We start from the raw sequence: 21347 nt of genomic DNA on the forward strand, positions 1-21347 counted from the left end.
GGCCGGTTCGTCCACAGTGGAGCTAAGCTCCGGAAATGCGCAGCGAGATGCTCACCCGCGCCTGGTTCGCGGTTACCGCCGTGGTCGCGCTGACCGGCCTCGTCAGCCAGGTCGTCGCCACCGCCACCGATCCGGGCGGCCGGGTCGCGAACCTGCTCTGCTTCTTCACCATCGACTCGAACCTGCTGGTCGCGATCACGTCCGCGCTGGTCGCGCTCGGCTTGGCCCGCGGCAGGCTGTTCACCGTGCTCTGGCTCGACGCGCTCGTCGGCATCATCGTGACCGGCATCGTCTACCAGGTCGCCCTCGCCGGCCTGTACGAGCTGCACGGTCTCTCGCTGTTCTCCGACACCATGCTGCACAAGGTCACGCCGATCCTGTTCGTCCTCGGCTGGCTCCTCGCGGCGCCGCGCGGCGTGCTGACCTGGGCCACCGTCGGGTGGTCGCTGCTCTACCCGCTGGCCTGGCTCGCCTTCACCCTGCCGCGCGGCGCGGTCACCGGCTTCTACCCGTACCCGTTCGTCGACGCCGGCGCGCTCGGCTACGGCCAGGTCGCGCTCAACTGCGTCTTCATCGGGCTGTTCTTCACGGCGCTCGCCGCGGGCGCGTTCCTCTACGACCGCCGGCTCACGCCCGCACCCGACGGAACGCGTTGAGCCCGTCGCTCAGCCCGGCCTGGACCAGCGTCGGCAGCGCGCCGCGCCGGTCGACCGGCTTGCCCGCCGCGATCCGGTGCAGCTGCCGGGTGTGCCACTGGATCTCCAGCAGGCTGTCGGCCAGCCGGACGCCGGTCTTCGGGCAAAGCCGCTCCGCGCGGGCGTCTTCGCCGTCGAGCAGCCGCGCCGGCAACCCCGGGTCGACGATCAGCGGCCGGCCGAGCCCGACGACGTCCAGCGCGCCCGAGCGCAGCGCCTCCGCCATCCCCTCCGCCGTCGCGAAGCCGCCGGTGACCATCAACGCCACGTCGGACACCGAACGCGCCTTCGCCGCGTAGTCCAGGAAGTACGCTTCGCGTGCCTGCGTGCTCGCGCGTCCGGAGCCCATCATCGCGGCCTTCTCGTACGTGCCGCCGGACACTTCCAGCAGGTCGACGCCGGTATCGCCGAGTTCGCGCACGACCTCCAGGGACTCCTCCTCGGTGAAGCCGCCGCGCTGGAAGTCCGCGCTGTTCAGCTTGACCGCCACCGGGACGTCGTCGCCGACGGCCGCCCGCACCCGCCGCACGACCTCCAGCAGGAACCGCCGACGGCGTACCGCGTCGCCGCCCCAGGCGTCCGTGCGGAGGTTCGTCAGCGGTGAGAGGAACTGCGACACGAGGTAGCCGTGGGCGCCGTGGATCTGGACGCCGTGGAAGCCGGCGTCGACGAACGTCCGCGCCGCGGCGGCGAAGCGCTCGATGATCGCTTCGATCTCGTCACCGGTCAACGCGCGCGGCGCGGCGAAGGCGGTGCGGATGCCCCGGCTGCCGAAGGGCACGGCGGACGGCGCGACCGGCTCGCGCGAGAGGTACCGCGGGCTCTGGCGCCCGGGGTGGTTGAGCTGCACCCACAGCCGCGTGTCGGTGCCCTCGACCGCGCGGGCCCACGCCCGGAAGCCGGCCGGGTCCGCGGTCGCCGTGACGTTGCGCGGCTCGCCGAGCGCGGCCGGGTCGACCATGACGTTGCCCGTGATCAGCGTCCCGGCACCGCCGCGCGCCCAGGTGCGGTACAGCTCGTGCAGCTCGCGCGTCGGGGCGTTGCGCCGGTCGCCGAGCTGCTCGCTCAGCGCCGACTTGGCCAGGCGGTTCGGCAGCACGGCGCCGCAGCGCAGCTTCAGCGGTTCGGCCAGGAGGGTCATCGCGTCACCTCTCGAACTTACTCGAAGTAAGGTGACGCGAGAGTAGCATACCGTCGGTATGTCATCTACCCGCCGAATGACCGTTAGGGTCGCCGTCATGACGGCGATCGTGCAGAACCTGGTGACGTCCGGAACCTTCCAGCTCGACGGGGGCAGCTGGGACGTCGACAACAACGTGTGGATCGTGGGCGACGACACGGCGGTGATCGTCATCGACGCGGCGCACGACGCGAAGGCGATCGAGAACGTCGTCGGTGACCGGAAGCTGGCCGCGATCGTCTGCACCCACGCGCACAACGACCACGTCAACGCCGCCCCGGAGCTCGCCGCGGCCACCGGCGCGCCGATCCTGCTGCACCCCGACGACCGCGTCCTCTGGGACCAGACCCACCCGGACCGCGCGCCGGACGGCGAGCTGGAGGACGGCCAGACGATCACGATCGCGGGCACGGCGCTGCGGGTGATCCACACGCCGGGGCACGCGCCGGGCGCGGTGTGCCTGTACGCGGAGGAGCTGGGGGTGCTGTTCACCGGCGACACGCTGTTCCACGGCGGCCCCGGCGCCACCGGACGGTCCTATTCGGACTACCCGACCATCGTGAAGTCCATCCGGGAGAAGCTGTTCACGCTCCCGGAGGCGACGAAGGTCCACACGGGCCACGGCGAAGGCACGACGCTCGGTGCGGAGAAGACGGCGTCGAGCGGCTGGGCCGCGGCTTAGGAGGTGTGCTTCCGGGCGACGAGGGCGAACTCCTCGATCGCCCGGTCCGCCGCGGTCACGGCGTGCCGCACGACCGGCGGCAGCTGGCTCCGGTCGAACTCGCCTTCGTCGAGCTCGTGTCGCACGTGGTGCAGCTCCATCTCCTTCTTGCGCACGTCCTTGGCCGCGTCGACCAGCTCGTCCGGCCCGCTCATCACCAGCAGCCCGAGCAACGAGCGCATTTCCGCGCGCGCCTTGTAGTACTCGTCTTCGTAGTCCGCCGGCTCGACGGCTTCGCCGTTTTTCCGCCGGCGGTGCAGGACGTTGAGGCTGACGAGGTGCTGTCGTGCCCGGGCCGCGGCCTCGATGAACTGGCCACAGCGGTCGGCGCGGTTCTGGCGTAGCTTCGCGCGCCGGGCCGCGTTGAGCTTCAGGGGTTCGAGCAGTGCGCCGAGCGTCACGCCGACCAGCGACGCCACCGCGGCGATGCCCGCGGCCCCGACCGCGGTCAGCACGTCAGCCGCGGCGCGCTCGGCGACACCCGGACCCGCCGCTTCGCCTCTTCCGCCAGCGTGAGCGCCCACCGCTGCAGGCCGGCGACGTCGATTCCGTGCGGCGGCTCGCTCCGGAACGGCTCGATGTTCGCCGCCCCGCGCTCCAGCAACGACACCGCGCCGACGTTGTTGCCGCGCGCCGCGTGCGTCAGCCCCACCGCCAGCTGGGCCAGCCCTCGCCACAGTTCACGGTCCGGGCCGTCGGTCGTCTTCCACGCGTCCTCGAAGACTTCGTGCGCGTGGAACGGCTTGCCGTCGTCGAGCAGCCGCTGGGCCTCCGCAAGCGTTTGCGCCGGGGTTCGCTCGATGCCTTCGGGCTGGCGCTCGACGCCGTCGGCGCCGTACGGCAGCGGCCGGCCGAGGCCGTCTCGCGGCCGTGCGTTGCGTGCCCGTCCTTCGGCGTCCCGGTCGCGGCGGCTCATACCCTCAGATCCTGCCACGGGCCCGGCAGGTAGTCTGGTGACTCGTGCGTTTCCTCGACGGCCACCGGCCCGCCCACGACCTGACCTACGACGACGTGTTCCTGCTGCCGAACCGTTCGGACGTGGAGTCCCGCTTCGACGTCGACCTCGCCACCGCGGACGGCACCGGCGCCACCATCCCGATCGTCGTGGCCAACATGACCGCGGTCGCCGGCCGCCGGATGGCCGAGACCGTCGCCCGCCGCGGCGGGCTGGTCGTTCTCCCCCAAGACGTGGACACCGAAGCCGTCGCGGAGATCGTCGGCTGGGTGAAGAGCAGGCACACCGTGTGGGACACGCCGCTGGTGCTGACCGGCGGTGACGCCGTCGCCGACGCGCTCAACCTGGTCCACAAGCGCGCCCACGGCGCCGTCGTGGTCGTCGACGGCGAAGGCCGCCCGGTCGGCATCGTCGACGAAGCGGCCTGCGCGGGCGTCGACCGCTTCGCGCGGCTCGCCGATGTCGCGCAGCCCGCGGCCGTCGCGGTGCCGCTGACCACGCCGTCGCGCGAGGTCTTCGAGCAGCTGCACAGCCACGGCGCGAACTTGGCGCTGGGCCTGGACGCCGAGGGCCGCCTCGCGGGCGTGCTGACCGCCGTCGGGGCGCTGCGCGCGGACATCTACACCCCGGCCGTCGACGCCGACGGCAAGCTGCGCGTCGCGGCCGCGATCGGCGTCAACGGCGACGTCGCGGCGAAGGCCGACGCCGTCCTGAAGGCGGGCGTCGACGTGCTCGTCGTCGACACCGCGCACGGCCACCAGGAGAAGATGATCGCCGCGCTGAAGGCCGTCCGGTCGGTGTCGCCGCAGGTCCCGGTGGTCGCCGGGAACGTCGTCACCGCGGAAGGCACGCGCGACCTGATCCAGGCCGGCGCCGACGTCGTCAAGGTCGGCGTCGGGCCGGGCGCGATGTGCACGACCCGGATGATGACCGGCGTGGGCCGCCCGCAGTTCTCCGCGGTCGCCGACTGCGCGGCCGCCGCGCGCGAGCTGGGCAAGCACGTCTGGGCCGACGGCGGGGTCCGCCACCCCCGCGACGTCGCGCTGGCGCTGGCCGCGGGCGCGTCCGCGGCGATGGTCGGCTCGTGGTTCGCCGGCACCTACGAATCCCCCGGTGACCTGCGGTTCGACGAGCAGGGCAGGCCGTACAAGGAGTCGTTCGGGATGGCGTCGAAGCGCGCGGTGGGCGCGCGGACGCGGACGGACAACGTCTTCGACCGCGCCCGGAAGGCGCTGTTCGAGGAGGGCATCTCGTCGTCGCGGATGGCGCTCGACCCGCAGCGCCCCGGCGTCGAGGACCTGCTGGACTCGATCGGCTCCGGCGTCCGCTCTTCGTGCACCTACGCGGGCGCGCGCACCCTGGAGGAGTTCCACGAGCGCGCACTGCTGGGCGTCCAGTCGGCGGCCGGCTTCGCGGAGGGACGTCCGCTGCCCTCGGGCTGGTGACGAGCCGGGAGCGGCGCTCGCACGCCGCTCCCGGAGTCCGTCAGCCGTGGTCCTCCAGCATTTCGGTGACCAGGGCGGCGATCGGCGAACGCTCCGAGCGCGTCAGGGTCACGTGCGCGAACAGCGGGTGGCCCTTCAGCTTCTCGATCACCGCCGAGACGCCGTCGTGGCGGCCGACGCGCAGGTTGTCGCGCTGGGCCACGTCGTGCGTGAGCACCACCCGGGACGCCGTGCCGAGCCGCGAAAGCACGGTCAGCAGGACGTTGCGCTCCAGTGACTGCGCCTCGTCGACGATGACGAACGTGTCGTGCAGCGAGCGGCCGCGGATGTGGGTCAGCGGGAGCACCTCGAGCATGCCGCGGTCGAAGACCTCGTCGAGGACGTCCTGGCTGACCAGCGCGCCGAGGGTGTCGAACACCGCCTGCGCCCACGGCTGCATCTTCTCGCTCTCGGACCCGGGCAGGTAGCCGAGGTCCTGGCCGCCGACCGCGTAGACCGGCCGGAACACCACGACCTTGCGGTGCTGGCGGCGTTCCATCACGGCTTCGAGGCCGGCGCACAGCGCCAGCGCCGACTTGCCGGTGCCGGCCCGGCCGCCCAGCGACACGATGCCGACGTCGGAGTCGAGCAGCAGGTCGAGCGCGACGCGCTGCTCGGCGCTGCGGCCGTGCAGGCCGAACGCCTCGCGGTCGCCGCGCACCAGCCGGATGCGCTTGTCAGCCGTGATCCGCCCCAGCGCGCTGGACGTGCCCGCGAGCAGCCGCAGCCCGGTGTGGCAGGGCAGCGCCGCGAGCTCGTCCATGCCCCACTCGACGGGGTCGACGGTGCCGCCGCCGAACAGCGCGTCCAGCACTTCCTGCTGGACGTCGACGTCCGCCATGCCGGTCCAGCCGGACGGCGTCACCTCCTGCGCGCGGTACTCGTCCGCCTCGAGACCGACGGCCCCGGCCTTGACCCGCAGCGGGATGTCCTTCGTCACCAGCGTGACCGCCGCGTTCTCCGCCGCCAGGTTGAGCGCGCAGGCGAGGATGCGGTGGTCGTTGGAGTCGGTCCGGAACCCGGACGGGAGCACCGACGGGTCCGAGTGGTTCAGCTCCACCTGCAGCGTGCCGCCGTGGTCCCCGATGGGGAGCGGCGCGTCGAGCCTGCCGTACTGCCGGCGCAGGTCGTCGAGCATGCGCAGGGATTCCCGGGCGAACCAGCCGAGCTCCGGGTGGTGGCGCTTCGCCTCCAGTTCACTGATGACGACCAGCGGAAGCACGACGGCGTGCTCGGCGAACCGAGTGACGGCCCACGGGTCCGAAAGGAGGACCGACGTGTCGAGCACGTACATGTGCTGCTGGGATTCGGGCGAGGTCGAGGCTTTCCCCGGGCCGGGAACGGCACCGGTCGAAGAGTGGCCAGAGGCCTTACGGGGCAAACGCTGCGCAGTCACGACGGCATCTCCCTCGAGGGCGTGTGCACCTCACGCCCGCACTCGCTGGGCCGGGCACCTCCCTGGCTGGACCACTCCTCCTGACCTGGGTCAGGTGGCGCGGCCACGAGGGCCGGGTGCCGGCCCCCTCGTGCGTCTCGTGGGCGGCTGCGCCGCCCCCTCGATCACCGTCACGACCAGGGCCTCCCGCGAGGACCCGCACGGAACGCGTGTCCTCTCTTCGGAAGGTACCCACGAATGCCGGATCGCGCAGGGAGCCAACACGGTGATTCGCCAGATCGTCACCTCACTGTCGGTCGCCCGACATCGACGCTTGGTGATGACTACCGTGCGTCATCGACCTCTCGAACGGTGCACACTCGTCGGAATGATCTTGCGGAAATTGCTGACCCGTCGTATTCACAAGATCGATTGACGCGCTTTTACCACGTTCGGTTGAGCGGCGCATTTCACGCGCCCAACAGAGAACCGGTCCGAGTGAAAGCGCCTGCTCCAGGCTCACACAATGGGCGTACAACCCGGACGAGACGCCAGTTCGACAGGTAATTTTCTCACTGCGGGACACACCACCGGACCCCCGGTGCCCCAATCCCAACAGTTCTACCTAGGAGTGTGCGAAGTGCTGAAGAAGGCTGGTTTCGTCGCGGCCACCGCTGCGGGCCTCATGATGATCGGCAGCACCGCGTTCGCCGCGACGGGCGACACGACGGGCACCCCGGACCCGACGTTCGGCGACGCCTACGCCACGTTCATCGAGGGCGGCGGCGCCCTGGGCTACGGTGCGGCCTCCCTGGTCGCGGGTGCCTACACGGGCATCGCCACCACCCCGGCGCTGATCCTCCACTCGCTGGAGCACCACCACCACTGAGTGTGGCTTGCGAAGGGCCCCGGAGTTCCGCTTCGGGGCCCTTCGGCGTCTTCGGGAAGTTCAGGAACCAAAGCGGCGGTGCCGCCAGGCGTAGTCGCGCATGGCGCGCAGGAAGTCGACGCGGCGGAATGCCGGCCAATACGCTTCGGTGAACCAGAATTCCGAATGCGCGGACTGCCAGAGCAGGAATCCGGAAAGGCGTTGTTCACCCGACGTCCGGATGATGAGGTCGGGATCCGGCTGCCCGGACGTGTAGAGATGCTCGGAGATGTGGTCGACGTCGAGGATCTTCGCGAGTTCGTGAATGGTCCGGCCCTCGTCGGCGTGCTGGAGCAGCAGCTTGCGCACGGCGTCCGCGATTTCCTGGCGCCCGCCGTAACCGACCGCGACGTTGACCTCCATCCCGGTTCGCCCCTCGGTGCGCGCGGCGGCTTCGCTGAGTCGCTTGGCGACGTCGCTGGGTAGCAGGTCGAGCGCGCCGACGATCCGCAGCCGCCAGCTCTTGCCGGGCGCGGCCAGCTCGTCGGTGACGTCGGTGATGATCTTCAGCAGCGGCGTGAGCTCGTCCGGGTCGCGGTTGAGGTTGTCGGTCGAGAGCAGCCACATGGTGACGACCTCGACGTCGGCCTCCTGGCACCAGCTCAGGAAGTCCGCGATCTTCTTCGCCCCGGCGCGGTGGCCGTCCGAAACGTCCGTGAAGCCCGCTTCACGGGCCCAACGGCGGTTGCCGTCGAGCATGATGGCGATGTGCCGGGGATGCCGGCCGGCGGCCTGCTGGATGAGGCGCCGGCCGTAGGCGCTGTACACGACGTCGGACAAGAACGAGCGAACACTCACGTCGAAGCAGCCTACGCACTCGGTGTGAGGCGCGTGACTCGACCGCTGCCGGGGAACCTACGGTCCCGTAACCTGGAGTGGTGAGCGTGACGACGGAACCACCCGAGCCCGTAGTGGACCTCCGCCCGCGGTTGCGAGGCCACATCCACTTCTGGACGTTCTTCGGCGCCTTGGCCGCGGCGGCGGCGCTGATCATTGCGGCGTCCACTGTGTCGCCTCTCGCGGCGCTGTCCACTTCGGTGTACGGGTTGACGATCCTCGGCCTGTTCGGGGTGAGTGCGTTGTACCACCGGCGGTTGTGGGGCCCGCGGGCTTACAAGTGGATGAAGCGTGCCGACCACTCGATGATCTTTTTGTTCATCGCGGGGACTTATACGCCGTTCACGTTGTTGGCTATGCCCAAGCCGACGGGGTATGTGATCCTGTCGATCGTCTGGGGTGGGGCGGTTCTCGGGGTTGCCTTGAAGATGCTTTGGCCGCATGCTCCGCGGTGGGTTGGGGTGCCGATCTACATCGCCCTGGGGTGGGTTGCCGTTTTCGTCTTCCCTGAGCTGTTGGCCCATGCTGGGGTGGCGGCTTTGGTTTTGCTTTGTGTCGGCGGGTTGTTCTATACCCTTGGGGCGGTTTTCTATGCCGTCAAGTGGCCTAATCATTGGCCGGATACCTTTGGGTATCACGAGTACTTCCATGCCTGTACCGTTTTGGCTGCCGTTTCGCATTACATCGCGATTTGGCTGGCCATGTACGCTTAGCCTGGCATGCCCCTTCATCCCGATCTCTTTATTGTGACTACGGCCGGCAGCACCGCGTCAAGACGGGAAAGCGTGTCTTGACTCGGCGCGGCCGGCCGTGTTCTGGCTTGGGATCGGGATGCAGGGGCGGGTCTGGCTTCATGGGGTGCGGGTTTTGCTGCCGGCTGCCGGTTTGCTGACGGCTCCCCCTTTTTGAGCTTGTCCTGCCAGTTGCCGGGGACCTCCCCCTGGAAGTCCCCAGCCCCTGGTCAGCCGAACATGCCCGGCTGGTACTCGCCCGCCGGGTTGCGGGCGATCACGTTCAGCCTGTTCCACGTGTTGATCTCCGCCACCAAGCACACCAGTGCGCCGATCTGCTCGTCGTCGTAGTGCTTGCGGACCTGCTCCCACGTCTCGTCGCTCACTCCCGCGTGGTTGTCCGCCAGGCGCGTTCCCTCCTCCGCCAGGGCCAGCGCAGCGCGCTCCGCTTCCGTGAACACCACCGCTTCGCGCCACGCCGCCACCATTGCCAGGCGGACCGGCGTCTCGCCCGCCGCCGCCGCGTCCTTCGTGTGCATGTCGAGGCACATTCCGCAGCCGTTGATCTGGCTCGCCCGGATCTTCACCAGCTCCTGCGTCGCCTTCGGGAGGGACGACTCCCCGATCGGGCGGGACGCCGCGATCAGGCGCTTGAAGAACTTGCTCGTGACCTCGTTCTCGAACATGTTGAACCGCGGTTCCATGACCGTCTCCCTTCGTCGGTGTCACCCCCTTGACGAGGCCCGCCGCGGCGTTGTGACAGCGTCGGAAGTGGCGCCGGTCACATCCACACCTTCGCGCCATCACCCACCTTCCCGATCACGGCTTACACACCCCTCCGGACCTGCGAGGACCCGCCGGACCTCGCCAGCGGACGGCGTCTCAAACCACCACTTTCCGGGGTCACCCACGGGGACACCACGACGGTTGCCGTGATCACCGGCGCGTTCCACGGTGGCTCCCACAGACCCAACGCGCGAAAGGAGCAGCACCAGCGATGGCCAAGACCATGCAGCCCCAGGAGCTCATCGACAGTGCCGTGGTCGACCCGGCCGGCAACAAGCTCGGGAAGGTCGGCAACGTCTACCTCGCCGACGCCACCCACCAACCCGAGTGGATCACCGTCAAGACCGGTCTGTTCGGCACCAAGGAAAGCTTCGTCCCGCTCTCCGGCGCGCACACCGACAAGGACGGCGTGCACGTCCAGGTCGACAAGGACGCCGTCTCGGACGCGCCGCGCATCGACGCCGACGGGCACCTCTCGCCCGAGGAGAGCACCCAGCTCTACCAGCACTACGGCCTGCCCGTGCCGCGGACGTCGCCGGACGGCCGGATGGGCGACCGGATGGGCCGGGACCCCGCCATGGGCGGCCGCGGCCGCACGGACGCCGCCGGGACGCGCGGGAAGTCCGAAAAGGACGCCATGACCCGGTCCGAGGAACGGCTCAACGTCGGCACCGAGCAGGTCGAGACCGGGCACGTGCGGCTGCGCAAGTACGTCGTCACCGAAGAGCAGCAGGTCACCGTCCCGGTGCGGCACGAAGAGGTGCGCATCGAACGCGAGCCGATCAGGGACGGGGAGCGCGGGACCGACATCGGCGAGGCCGAGCAGGACGTCGTCCTCCACTCGGAGAAACCCGTGGTGCGCAAGGAAACCGTGCCGGTCGAGCGGGCGCGCCTGCGCAAGGAGACGGTGACCGACGAGCAGACCGTTTCCGGCAAGGTCCGCAAGGAACAGTTCGAAGTGACCGACGACGAGGGCAAGAAGCACCGCCGGTCCTGACGAACGCGCGGGGGTGGCCGGTTCCCGACACCGGCCACCCCTTCGTCACGCCACCGCGGCCTGGACGCGCGGCAGGCCGGCGATCAGCTTCAGGCCCTTCTTCCGCAGCGACGGCGGGATCGGCGGCATCGACAGCGTCATGGCCTGGTCCCAGCCGTGGATGTGGAGCTCGAACTTCACCAGGAAGCCCCGCGTGGGCTCGGTGATCGCGACGTGCGTGCGCGGCACGCCGAACAGGGCCTTGCCCGGTCCGCCGGTGTACGCGTCGGCCTCGAAGAACAGCAGCTGACGGTCGGTCAGCAGCAGGTAGAGCTCACGCTGGCTGGTGAGGGAGAACATCGTTCCGCCGCTCAGCACCGCGGTCGCGATGCTGAGCGCGAAGTGCTCGCCCAGCACCTTCCGCAGCGACCCCACCTTGGCCATGGCGACCACTTCGGGCGTTTCGCCCGGTTGCATCATCGGTGCGGCGGTTTCGAGCAAGCGTCTTTCGCGGCGTGCGCCCATCAGGGGTCCTTCGGGGGGTTCGGAGAAGCGGGACGCGCAAGGGTAAGTGATCCCCGCGGCCCGCTTTCCGTTGCCTCACCGAAGAAACCTCGCAAAACGCCCGATCACGACCGCAGCATCGGCGCCGCCAGGAACTGCTCCGGGATGGCGAACGCGTCCACCAGCGCCCGCGCGTGGGGACGCAGCTGCGCGCACAGGCCGTTCACCGCCGCGGTCACGGCCTTCCCGCGCGACGCCGTCAGGCGGCCGTGGCCCAGGAACCAGGCCAGGTCCTCCTCGATCGCCGACAATGCGTACAGGTCGCAGACGCGCTCCAGCAGCGATCGGGCGTCCGGGTCCGCGCAGCGCTCGACCGCCGCCGCGAACGCCTCCAGCACCAGGCGCTCCACGTGGACGCGGCCCGCGCGCAGCACGTGGTCCTGCGCCGCGTTGAACACCCCGAACGGGTCCGCGGCCGCCTTGCGCAGGCGCTTCGCCACGCCTTCGACCACGTGCTCCTCGCGGTCCTCGAACAGCTTCAGCTGCCATTCGCGACGGAAGAACACGTCGGCGTCGGACCCTTCGGTGAGCGACTCGAGCGCCTTGCGCACCGACGTCCGCTCCAGGAGCGTGCCGACCACCTGGTCGGTGAAGAACCGGGCCGTCGCCAGCGGCGAGAGGTCCTCGAAGTCCTGCTTGTAGCTGGTCAGCAGGCCCTTCGCGACCAGCTGCAGCAGCACCGTGTTGTCGCCTTCGAACGTCGTGAAGACGTCCGTGTCGGCCTTCAGGCCCGGGAGGATGTTCTCCGCGAGGTACCCGGCGCCGCCGCAGGCCTCGCGCGCCGCCTGGATCGTCGCCGTCGCGTGCCACGTGTTCAGCGCCTTCAGCCCGGCCGCGCGCGACTCCAGCTCGCGCTGCTCCTCCTCCGGCGCCGACGAGTCGATGTCGTGCAGCTTCGAGACCAGCTCTTCCTGGGCGAAGTGCAGCGCGTACGTCTTCGCCAGCGCCGGCAGCAGCTTCCGCTGGTGGCCGAGGTAGTCGAGGATGACGACCTCGTCGCCGTCCGGCGTCATGAACTGGCGGCGCTGCTCGCCGTAGCGGATCGCCAGGGCCAGCGCGCGCTTCGTCGCGCTCCCCGCGCTGCCGCCGACGCTCACCCGGCCGCGGATCAGCGTGCCCAGCATCGTGAAGAACCGGCGGCCGTCGCTCTCGATCGGGCTCGAATACGTCCCGTCCTCGGCGACGTCGCCGAAGCGGTTCAGCAGCGCCTCGCGGGGCACCTTGACGTTGTCGAAGCTCAACCGTCCATTGTCGACACCGTTCAGGCCCGCCTTCGGCCCGCAGTCCTCGATGGACACTCCCGGCATCGGCGCGCCGGACTCGTCCCGGATCGGCACCAGGAACGCGTGCACGCCCCGGGATTCGCCGCCGGTGATCAGCTGCGCGAACACCACCGCCAGCCGGCCGTCGCGGGCCGCGTTGCCGATGTACTCCTTCTGCGCCATGGCATCCGGCGTGTGCACGACGAACCCGCCGTCGGTGAAGGTCGCCGTGGTGCGCAGGTGCTGGACGTCGGAGCCGTGGCCGTGCTCGGTCATCGCGAAGCAGCCGAGCAGGCGCAGGTCCATGATGTCGCGCAGGTAGCGCGCGTGGTGGCGCTCGGTGCCGAGCAGCTGGACGGCGCCGCCGAACAGTCCCCATTGGACGCCGGCCTTCACCATCAGCGACAGGTCGCCGTAGCCGAGCAGCTCGAAGGACGTCACCGAGCCGCCGACGTCGCCACCGCCGCCGTACGCCGGGTCGAAACCCAGGCTGGGCCGGTCGGTCCGGGCGAGCTCGCGCAGCTGGTCGAGCACCTGGGCGCGGTGCGCTTCGACATCGAGGTCCACCGGGTCCCGGAACTCCGCGCCGGCCATCTGCGCGCGGACCCCGCGGCGCAGCTCGGCCCAGCGGCCGTCGAGGACGGTGGTCAGCGCGTCCGGATCCACCTTCGAGGGCACTTCGGGAACGTCCACGGCTACCTCCGGAAAGGACTGACGGCAGGCTTCCTACTCGTTGGTAGTAAGCCTGCCGCAGCCTCGCCGATCGCGCAGGTTCAGATCGGCTTGCCGTTGACCGTCACATTCGTGAAGCGCGCGTTGTCCACGTACTTCAGCGTGTTCGACGTGTCGGAGACACCCTTAAACGTGGAGTTCGCCACGGCGAACCCGTGCACGTGGGCGTTCGAAAGGCCGCTGACGTCGAACGTCTTGCCGGCGATCTTCGTGCTCGAGCAGTTGCTGATCGTGAACGGCCCGAACGACGGGACGTAGCCGCCGGTCTGGCTGTTGTAGGTGGACGTCACGAACACGAAGTTCCGCGCGAAGGTGCCGGAAACGCTGTCGAGGTTGATGTTCTCGGAGAACCCGCCACGCAGCGTGTTCGATTTGACGTACAGCGCGAACTTCGTGTCACCCTTGACAGTGAGCCGGTAGGCGTAGACGTTGCGGATCCCGCCGGTCTGCTCGCTGCCGCAGGTGATCGCGCCCCAGTTGCCGTTCATCACGCAGTTCACGACGACGAGGTTCTGGCACGGGACGTTCACCCGCCGCCCGTCGGCGTCGCGGCCGGACTTGATCGCGATGTTGTCGTCGTGCGCGCCGAGGGTGCAGTTCGCGATGACGACGTGGTCGCACGACTCGGGGTCGCAGCCGTCGGTGTTGGAGTGCGCGGTGCTGGGATCGGTGCTGACGCCGTCGACGGTGACGTTGCGGCACAGCGTCGGGTGCAGCTGCCAGAACATCGAGTTCTTCAGCGTGACGCCCTGGATCAGCACGTTCTCGCACGCGTACGGCTCGACGAACGCCGAGCGCATGCTGTGCCCGGACCCCGGCACGACGCGCTTCTCCGGCGGGGTTCCCTTGGCCACCAGCGTTTCCAGGTAGGCGCGATCGCTGCCCTTGTTCCACGACGACGTCGCGGCGGCGTCGAGCGTGCCGCTGCCGGTGAGGCCGATGTTCTTCTCCCCGTAGGCGTAGATCATCGGCGACCGGTTGACGCATTCGATGCCTTCGTAGCGCGTCAGCACGTTCGGGAACTTCGAGGCGTCCCCGCTGAACTTGAGCACCGCGCCCTTTTCCAGGTGCAGGTCTACGTTGCTCCTGAGCTGGATCGCGCCGGTGAGGAAGGTGCCGCTCGGCACGACCACGTGGCCGCCGCCGGCCGCGGCGCACGCCTCGATCGCCTTCTTGATCGCCGCGGTGTTGTCGGTCTTGCCGTCGTTCTTCGCGCCGTAACCGGTGATCGGGAAGCTCCGGTCCGGGAACGCGGGGATCGTGGTGTTCGCGACGATGTCGTTCGCCGCCGGCCACGGGAGCGCGGGGACGTCGACGCGGTACGAGCGTGGCGCCGCCGAGGCGGTGCCGGGCAGCAGCGGCACCGCCGCCACCGCCAGCCCGCCTTTGATGAGCTGCCGTCGGGTGAACCTGCCGTCCATGGGCGCGTTCCTTCACGTGAAAGACCCTGTGCGACGGCGGAACCCCCGGTGTGGACCGCGGGCACGACGAACTCTAGGCGTGCCCGCGGCCCGCGGTCCAGACCAGATCGCGCTCAGGCCAGGTCGGGGCCCTTGGAACGCAGGTCGTCGACCTTGCTCATCGCTTCCCGCAGCTCGCCCAGCCAGCTGTCCGCGTGCTCACCCACCAGGCGGACCGCCCAGGCCAGCGCGTCCGAGCGGGAACGGGCCACGCCCGCGTCCACCAGCGTGTCCAGGACCAGGCGCTCCGGCTGCCGCAGCCGGGTCATCACCGGTGCCGAATGCGTCGTGAACAGCGCCTTCGTGCCACCCAGCTTCGCGCCCCACGCCACCTTGCGCTGGTAGCGGTGCTCCGCCTGCCGCGCGATCTCGATGCGCTCGTCGCGCGTCTCCTCGCGGTAGCGGCTGATGCGGCCCTCCTCGGCCGCCGCGCGGGCGGCGTCGTCCGCGTACTCCTCGGTCAGCGCCGGCAGCTCGCCCACCACGATGATCTCCTCGCGGTCGACCGTCACCTCCGGGGCGCCGGTGAACCAGCCGTCGGGCAGGCGCCCGCCGAACCAGGCCGCCGCGTCGTCCGCCGGGGGCACTTCGGCCTGCTGCCAGCCTCGGCCACCTCGCCAGCCTCGTCCCATGTTCGCCACCTCCGCGATTACATGATTACAACGCTACTGACGCTACGCCAAATACAGGTGAAAGAGCAGGTCGTTCACTCAGAGCTGAGCCGCCAGCTCCTCGGGGGAAGTGACCGGACGGTCGCACACGTACCCCCGGCAGACGTAGGCCGCGGGCAAGCCGGCCACCAACGGCCGATCGGCCAGCAGCGGGACGCCCGGCGCGTCCGGCTCGCCGGCCAGCACGATGCCGCCGCCGTGCACGCCCCGCGCCGCGGCCAGCCGCAACGCCGGGTCGGCCCCGACCAGCGCCACCTGCACCGGACCGGCCTGCAGCGCCTCCGCGACCGACAGCCAGTGCCCGGCGAACCGCGGCACCCGCGCGGCCAGCACGCCGACCCGCCGCAGCGCCTGCTCGGCCGCCTCCCGGTACCGCGACGAATCGTCGTGACCCGCCAGCGCCGACGCCGTCAGCAGCGCTCCGGCCAGCGCGGACGCCCCGGCCGGGCTCGCGTTGTCGCCCGGGTCGGCCGGCCGCTGGACCAGCGTCTCGGCGTCGTCCGCGGTGTCGAAATACGCGCCGGGGACGTCCGGTGACGCGAAGTGCGCCAGCGCCAGGTCCAGCAGCCGGGTCGCCTCGGTGAGCCACTTCGCCTCGCCGGTCGCCTGGTGCAGGGCCAGGAAGCCGTCGGCGACGCAGGCGTAGTCCTCCAGCACCCCGGCCGACTCGCCGACGACGCCGTCGCGCGAACTGCGTCGCAACCGGCCGTCGACGACGTGGACCCGCAGCAGCAGCTCGGCCGCGGCAACCGCCCAGTCGATCCATTGTGGACGGTCCAGCGCGACGCCCGCCTCGGCCAGCGCCGTGATCGCCAGACCGTTCCAGGACGCGATCACCTTGTCGTCACGCCCCGGTTGCGGCCGCTTCGCGCGCACCTCCAGGAGCTTGACGCGCAGGGGTTCCGGGAGGTCACCGAACAGGCGCAACGTCGAGGCGCCCTCCTCGAACGTGCCCTCTTCGGTGACGCCGAACAGCTCGGCCGCCGAGTCGTCGCCGACCACCTCACGCAGCTGCTCCGGTGTCCAGACGTAGGTCAGGCCTTCGACACCTTCCGTGTCGGCGTCCAGTGATGACGCGAAGCCGTCCTCGGGGGTCCGCAACGCGTCGAAGAGGAACTGAGCCGTCCCGGAAGCGACACGCAACGCCGTCGCCGAGCCGGTCCGCCGCCACAGGTGGGCGTAGAACCGCAGGAGCAACGCGTTGTCGTACAACATCTTCTCGAAGTGCGGCACGATCCATTCGGCGTCAACGGAGTACCGCGCGAAGCCGCCCGCCAGCTGGTCGTACAGGCCACCGCGGGCCATCGCCTCGGCCGTCTTGTCCACAAGAGACAGTGCGACCGCCGATCCCGTGCGCTCGTGGTGGCGCAGCAGGAACTCCAGCACCATCGACGGCGGGAACTTCGGCGCGCGGCCAAAGCCACCGTTGACCGGGTCCGCCTCCTGCTCCAGTTTCGCGACCGCGCCGGCCAGCACCGCTTCGTCCACAACGGACTCCTTGAGCGGCCCGGTCTGCTCGGCGAGGTGCGCGACGACCTGCTTCGCCCCCTCGAGCAGCTCGGCCGGGCGCTCGCCCCACGCCTGGGCGACGGCGGCCAGCAGCTGCCGGAACGACGGCATGCCCGGCCGCGGCGACGGCGGGTAGTAGGTGCCGCAGTGGAACGGCTCGCCCTCCGGCGTCAGGAAGCAGGTCATCGGCCAGCCGCCCTGCCCGGTCATCGCCTGCGTGGCGGCCATGTACACGGCGTCGATGTCCGGCCGCTCCTCGCGGTCGACCTTGATGTTGACGAAGTGCTCGTTCATCGCGGCCGCGGTTTCCGCGTCTTCGAACGACTCGTGCGCCATGACATGGCACCAGTGGCACGCGGCGTACCCCACGGAGAGCAGGATCGGCACGTTCCGCCGGCGCGCCTCGGCCAGCGCGTCCGGACCCCACTGCCACCAGTCGACGGGGTTGTCCGCGTGCTGGAGCAGGTACGGACTGGTCGCGCTCGCGAGACGGTTCATGCGTCCAGGGTGGCACCCGGGAAAACCGGGCGCGCGGTCACCGGGCCGTCGGCCACACTGGGCCGGTGCTGCTGACGATCACCACCACCCGGAGACCCGCCACCGACCTGGGCTTTCTCCTGCACAAGCACCCGGAGAAGGCGCAGTCCGTCGCGCTCTCGGCCGGGACCGCGCACGTCTTCTACCCGGAGGCGGGCGAAGATCGTTGCACCGTCGCGTTGTTCGTCGAGATCGATCCGGTCGGGCTCGTCCGGGGCGGCGGGACTTCGCTGACCCAGTACGTCAACGACCGGCCGTACGCGGGTGGTTCGTACCTCGCGGTCGCGCTGCGGGCCGCGTTCACCACCGCGCTCGCCGGCCGCTGCTCGGCGCGTCCGGACCTCGTCGACGAGCGGTTCGGCTTGGAGATCCGCGTGCCGTCGCTGTCCGCGCGCGGCGGGGCCGAGGTCGTGCACAAGTTGTTCGAGCCGCTCGGCTGGCGCGTCTCGACCGCGCCGATCCCGCTCGACCCGGAATTCCCGGAGTGGGGCGAGAGCCGCTATGTCGACTTGACGCTCACCGGCACCCACCGGGTCGTCGACGCGCTGCGGCACCTCTACGTCCTGCTGCCCGCGCTCGATGGCGGCAAGCACTACTGGGTCGGCCAGAACGAGGCCGACAAGCTGCTGCGCGCCGGCGACGGCTGGCTCGCCGAGCACCCCGAGCGGACGCTCATCACGAACCGCTACCTCGACCGGCGGCGGCCGGTGGTGCGCTACGCGCTTTCGCGGCTGGCCGAGGCGGACGACGTCCCCGCGGACGCCGAGGCGCTCGTCACCGAGGTCCCGGACCGCCCCGAGCCACTGGCGACGCAGCGCCACGGCAGCGTGCTCGCCGCGCTGCGGGCGGCGGGCGCGCGGCGCGTGCTCGACCTCGGCTGCGGGAGCGGCGCGCTGCTGCGCGTCCTCGAGAAGGACCGGACGTTCACCGAGATCGTCGGTGTCGACGTCTCGGCCAGCGCCCTCGACGTCGCGGAGAAGCGGCTGAAGGAGCACTCCCGCGTCACGCTGCGGCAGTCCGCGCTCACCTACGCCGACCCGGCGCTGGCCGGCTACGACGCCGCCGTGCTGATGGAGGTCGTCGAACACGTCGACCCGGAGCGGCTGCCGGCGCTGGAGCACGCGGTGTTCGGGGTCGCGGCGCCGCGCACGGTGCTCGTCACGACGCCGAACGCGGAGTACAACCGGCTGTTCGAGTTCCTGCCAACGGGGCATTTCCGGCACGCCGACCACCGGTTCGAATGGACCCGAGCCGAGTTCCGCGCCTGGGCGGACGGCGTCGCGACCCGGCGTGGCTACGAGGTCCGGTACGTGCCGATCGGACCGGTGGACCAGGAATCGGGACCGCCGACCCAGATGGCGGTCTTTTCGACCAGTGAGGAGGTGGCCGCGTGAAGCTGACCGTCCCCGACATGGCGCTCGTCGTGCTCGTCGGCGCTTCCGGCTCCGGCAAGTCGACCTTCGCGCGCACGCACTTCGCGCCGACGCAGGTGCTCTCCAGCGACTTCTTCCGCGGGCTCGTCGCCGACGACGAAAACGACCAGTCCGCGTCGGCCGAGGCCTTCGACGCGCTGCACTACGTCGCGGGCAAGCGGCTCGCGGCCGGCCGGATGACCGTGATCGACGCGACGAACGTCCAGCGCGCTTCGCGGGCGAGCCTGGTGAAGCTCGCGAAGGAGCACGACGTGCTCCCGACGGCGATCGTGCTCGACCTGCCGCTGTCCGTGTGCGTCGCACGCAACGCTGGCCGGCCCGACCGCGACTTCGGCGACCACGTGGTCCGGCGCCAGCGCGGCGAGCTGCAGCGCTCGCTGAAGTCGTTGGAGCGCGAGGGTTTCCGGCGCGTGCACGTGCTGCGCGGCGAGGCCGAGGTGGCCGAGGCGGAGATCGTCGTCGAGCCGCTGCGCAACGACAAGCGGGCGCTGACCGGGCCGTTCGACGTGATCGGCGACGTCCACGGCTGCGCGGCCGAGCTCGAGGAGCTGCTGGCCGAGCTGGGCTACGTCGACGGCGTCCACCCGGACGGCCGGACGGCGGTGTTCGTCGGCGACCTCGTCGACCGCGGCCCGGATACACCTGGTGTGCTGCGGCGCGTGATGGGGATGGCCGCGGCCGGGAGCGCACTGGTCGTCTGCGGCAACCACGAGCAGAAGCTGGTGCGCGCGCTGCACGGCCGGAAGGTCAACGTCGCGCACGGGCTCGCGGAGTCGCTGGAGCAGCTCGGCGCCGAGAGCCAGGAGTTCCTCCGCGCGGCGCACGAGTTCTGCGACGGGCTGATCGCGCACTACGTCCTCGACGGCGGCAACCTCGTCGTCGCGCACGCCGGGCTGCCCGAGCGCTACCACGGGCGCGCGTCCGGGCGGGTGCGGAGCATGGCGCTCTACGGCGACACGACCGGCGAGACCGACGAGTACGGCCTGCCGGTGCGGCTGCCGTGGGCGCGCGACTACCGCGGATCGGCGATGGTCCTCTACGGGCACACGCCGACGCTGGAGCCGGAGTGGGTCAACAACACGATGTGCCTCGACACCGGGTGCGTGTTCGGCGGGAAGCTGACCGCGCTGCGCTACCCGGAGCGCGAGGTCGTCTCGGTGAAGGCGCACCGGGTCTGGTACGAGCCCTCTCGCCCGCTGGACGCCTCGCGGCCGCTCGGCGGGCGTGAGCCCGCGGTGCTGGAGCTGGCCGACGTCACCGGGAAGCGGATCGTGCAGACCGCGCACCACGGCCGGGTCGGCGTCTCGGCGGAGCAGTCGGCGGCGGCGCTGGAGGTGATGAGCCGGTTCGCGGTCGACCCGCGGTGGCTCGCCTACCTGCCGCCGACGATGGCGCCGTGTTCGACGTCGTCGCTGTCCGACTACCTGGAGCACCCCGAGGAGGCGTTCGCCGAGTACCGCGCGGCGGGCGTGCAGTCGGTGGTCTGCCAGGAGAAGCACATGGGCTCGCGGGCCGTGGTGCTGGTGTGCCGGGACGACACCGTCGCGGTCCGGTGGTTCGGCATCGAGGGCGGCGGCGCGGTGTACACGCGCACCGGGCGGCCGTTCTTCTCGGCTTCGCAGAACTCCTTGCTCCTGGCCGACGTACGGGCGGCGGCCGGCGAGCTGTTCGACGAGCTGAAGTCGGACTGGCTGCTGCTGGACGCCGAGCTGCTGCCGTGGAGCGCCAAGGCGGGCGGGCTGATCGCGGACCAGTACGCGTCGGTCGGCGCGGCGGCCCAGGCGGTGCTGCCGGCGGCGGTCTCGGCACTGACGACGGCGTCCGAACGCGGCATCGACGTCTCGGACCTGTTGCGGCGCACGGCAGCGCGGGCATCCACAGTGGACGCTTACCGGGCGGCGTACCGGCGGTACTGCTGGCCGACGACGGGACTGGACGGCGTGCGGCTGGCACCGTTCCAGCTGCTGGCGTCGGAGGGCACGGCCTACCACGACCGGCCGCATTCGTGGCACCTGTCGGTGCTGGACCGACTCACGGGCCCGCGGTTCCAGCGCACCCGGACGCTGACGGTGGACGTGCTGGACTCGTCGTCCGTCGCGGCCGGGGTGTCGTGGTGGGAGGACCTGACGGCGGCAGGCGGCGAGGGCATGGTGGTGAAGCCGTCGGCGAACCTGACCCGAGGGACGCGCGGGCTGGTCCAGCCGGGGGTGAAGGTGCGCGGGCGCGAGTACCTGCGAATCATCTACGGGCCGGACTACACGCTGCCGGAGAACCTCGAGCGGCTGCGCAAGCGAGGGCTCAACCGGAAGCGGATGCTGGCGCTGCGCGAGTACGCGCTGGGACTGGAGGCCCTGGAGCGAGTGGCCCGGGGCGAGCCGCTGTGGCGCGTGCACGAATGCGTGTTCGCAGTGCTCGCCCTGGAGTCGGACCCGGTGGACCCCCGGCTCTGACCACCGCCCCGCCAGGGCCTCAACGCGAGGGGAAAGCCCAACCGGCCCAGAGATCAACCCA

At 70.7% G+C, this 21347-nt stretch carries 19 protein-coding genes; 8 read left to right on the plus strand and 11 right to left on the minus strand.

What is annotated here, in order from left to right; translation table 11 throughout:
- The first annotated feature begins 35 nt into the window (after nt 1–35).
- Nucleotides 36–656 (plus strand): Pr6Pr family membrane protein, encoded by a 621-nt coding sequence (locus AB0J40_RS16880; RefSeq protein WP_364453403.1) that lies wholly within the window; start codon nt 36–38, stop codon nt 654–656.
- Here AB0J40_RS16880 and AB0J40_RS16885 read toward each other — a convergent pair.
- Nucleotides 628–1836 (minus strand): NADH:flavin oxidoreductase/NADH oxidase family protein, encoded by a 1209-nt coding sequence (locus tag AB0J40_RS16885; RefSeq protein WP_364453405.1) that lies wholly within the window; start codon nt 1834–1836, stop codon nt 628–630. The genes AB0J40_RS16880 and AB0J40_RS16885 overlap by 29 nt on opposite strands.
- A 97-nt stretch (nt 1837–1933) precedes the next feature.
- Between AB0J40_RS16885 and AB0J40_RS16890 the strand changes: the two genes are divergently transcribed.
- Nucleotides 1934–2557 (plus strand): MBL fold metallo-hydrolase, encoded by a 624-nt coding sequence (locus AB0J40_RS16890; RefSeq protein WP_364453407.1) that lies wholly within the window; start codon nt 1934–1936, stop codon nt 2555–2557.
- Here AB0J40_RS16890 and AB0J40_RS16895 read toward each other — a convergent pair.
- Both AB0J40_RS16895 and AB0J40_RS16900 read right to left on the minus strand, forming a co-directional pair.
- The gene (locus tag AB0J40_RS16895) at nt 2554–3051 is read right to left on the minus strand and encodes a hypothetical protein (RefSeq protein WP_364453410.1); all 498 of its coding nucleotides are present in this window, start codon (nt 3049–3051) and stop codon (nt 2554–2556) included. The two genes, AB0J40_RS16890 and AB0J40_RS16895, sit on opposite strands and share 4 nt — an antisense overlap.
- Nucleotides 3045–3512, minus strand: a complete 468-nt coding sequence (locus tag AB0J40_RS16900; protein ID WP_364453412.1) for a DUF309 domain-containing protein — start codon at nt 3510–3512, stop codon at nt 3045–3047. Before AB0J40_RS16900 ends, AB0J40_RS16895 begins: the two co-directional genes overlap by 7 nt.
- Nucleotides 3513–3556: 44 nt before the next feature.
- On the opposite strand from AB0J40_RS16900, the gene AB0J40_RS16905 reads away from it, so the two are divergent.
- The gene (locus AB0J40_RS16905; protein ID WP_364453415.1) at nt 3557–4996 is read left to right on the plus strand and encodes a GuaB1 family IMP dehydrogenase-related protein; all 1440 of its coding nucleotides are present in this window, start codon (nt 3557–3559) and stop codon (nt 4994–4996) included.
- Between the two features lie 40 nt (nt 4997–5036).
- On the opposite strand, the gene AB0J40_RS16910 is transcribed toward AB0J40_RS16905, so the two are convergent.
- Nucleotides 5037–6329 carry a PhoH family protein gene (locus AB0J40_RS16910; protein WP_364453418.1) on the minus strand — a complete coding sequence of 431 codons (1293 nt, stop codon included), beginning with the start codon at nt 6327–6329 and terminating at the stop codon, nt 5037–5039.
- 721 nt (nt 6330–7050) lie between these two features.
- On the opposite strand from AB0J40_RS16910, the gene AB0J40_RS16915 reads away from it, so the two are divergent.
- Nucleotides 7051–7299 (plus strand): hypothetical protein, encoded by a 249-nt coding sequence (locus tag AB0J40_RS16915; RefSeq protein ID WP_086683841.1) that lies wholly within the window; start codon nt 7051–7053, stop codon nt 7297–7299.
- Nucleotides 7300–7359: 60 nt separating this feature from the next.
- Here AB0J40_RS16915 and AB0J40_RS16920 read toward each other — a convergent pair whose 3' ends face one another.
- On the minus strand, nt 7360–8136 hold the full coding sequence (locus AB0J40_RS16920) for an isoprenyl transferase (protein WP_364453421.1): 777 nt from the start codon (nt 8134–8136) through the stop codon (nt 7360–7362).
- An 80-nt stretch (nt 8137–8216) separates the two neighbouring features.
- Here AB0J40_RS16920 and AB0J40_RS16925 point away from each other — a divergent pair, with 80 nt between their 5' ends.
- Complete coding sequence (locus tag AB0J40_RS16925) at nt 8217–8888, plus strand: hemolysin III family protein (protein ID WP_364453424.1); 672 nt, start codon at nt 8217–8219, stop codon at nt 8886–8888.
- Between the two features lie 248 nt (nt 8889–9136).
- Here the strand turns inward: AB0J40_RS16925 and AB0J40_RS16930 are convergent, their stop codons facing one another.
- Nucleotides 9137–9610, minus strand: a complete 474-nt coding sequence (locus AB0J40_RS16930) for a carboxymuconolactone decarboxylase family protein (protein WP_364453426.1) — start codon at nt 9608–9610, stop codon at nt 9137–9139.
- 293 nt (nt 9611–9903) lie between these two features.
- Here AB0J40_RS16930 and AB0J40_RS16935 point away from each other — a divergent pair, with 293 nt between their 5' ends.
- Nucleotides 9904–10689, plus strand: a complete 786-nt coding sequence (locus AB0J40_RS16935; protein ID WP_364453429.1) for a PRC and DUF2382 domain-containing protein — start codon at nt 9904–9906, stop codon at nt 10687–10689.
- A gap of 45 nt (nt 10690–10734) precedes the next feature.
- Here the strand turns inward: AB0J40_RS16935 and AB0J40_RS16940 are convergent, their stop codons facing one another.
- The 5 genes from AB0J40_RS16940 to AB0J40_RS16960 form a co-directional block, all read right to left on the minus strand.
- Complete coding sequence (locus tag AB0J40_RS16940) at nt 10735–11193, minus strand: hypothetical protein (protein ID WP_364453431.1); 459 nt, start codon at nt 11191–11193, stop codon at nt 10735–10737.
- A gap of 104 nt (nt 11194–11297) precedes the next feature.
- On the minus strand, nt 11298–13187 hold the full coding sequence (locus AB0J40_RS16945; RefSeq protein ID WP_364453433.1) for an acyl-CoA dehydrogenase: 1890 nt from the start codon (nt 13185–13187) through the stop codon (nt 11298–11300).
- Nucleotides 13188–13267: 80 nt separating this feature from the next.
- Nucleotides 13268–14647 (minus strand): glycoside hydrolase family 28 protein, encoded by a 1380-nt coding sequence (locus AB0J40_RS16950; RefSeq protein WP_364453436.1) that lies wholly within the window; start codon nt 14645–14647, stop codon nt 13268–13270.
- A 113-nt stretch (nt 14648–14760) separates the two neighbouring features.
- Nucleotides 14761–15318 carry a hypothetical protein gene (locus tag AB0J40_RS16955; RefSeq protein WP_364453439.1) on the minus strand — a complete coding sequence of 186 codons (558 nt, stop codon included), beginning with the start codon at nt 15316–15318 and terminating at the stop codon, nt 14761–14763.
- Nucleotides 15319–15396: 78 nt separating this feature from the next.
- The gene (locus AB0J40_RS16960) at nt 15397–17364 is read right to left on the minus strand and encodes a thioredoxin domain-containing protein (protein ID WP_364453442.1); all 1968 of its coding nucleotides are present in this window, start codon (nt 17362–17364) and stop codon (nt 15397–15399) included.
- Nucleotides 17365–17429: 65 nt separating this feature from the next.
- Between AB0J40_RS16960 and AB0J40_RS16965 the strand changes: the two genes are divergently transcribed.
- A complete protein-coding gene (locus AB0J40_RS16965) occupies nt 17430–18797 on the plus strand; it encodes a 3' terminal RNA ribose 2'-O-methyltransferase Hen1 (protein WP_364453445.1) in 1368 nt (455 codons plus the stop codon).
- Nucleotides 18794–21286, plus strand: coding sequence for a polynucleotide kinase-phosphatase (locus AB0J40_RS16970; RefSeq protein ID WP_364453448.1), 2493 nt, complete (start codon nt 18794–18796; stop codon nt 21284–21286). Before AB0J40_RS16965 ends, AB0J40_RS16970 begins: the two co-directional genes overlap by 4 nt.
- Nucleotides 21287–21347: the final 61 nt, after the last annotated feature.

It is taken from the genome of Amycolatopsis sp. NPDC049691 (assembly GCF_040675005.1).
Classification (GTDB): domain Bacteria; phylum Actinomycetota; class Actinomycetes; order Mycobacteriales; family Pseudonocardiaceae; genus Amycolatopsis.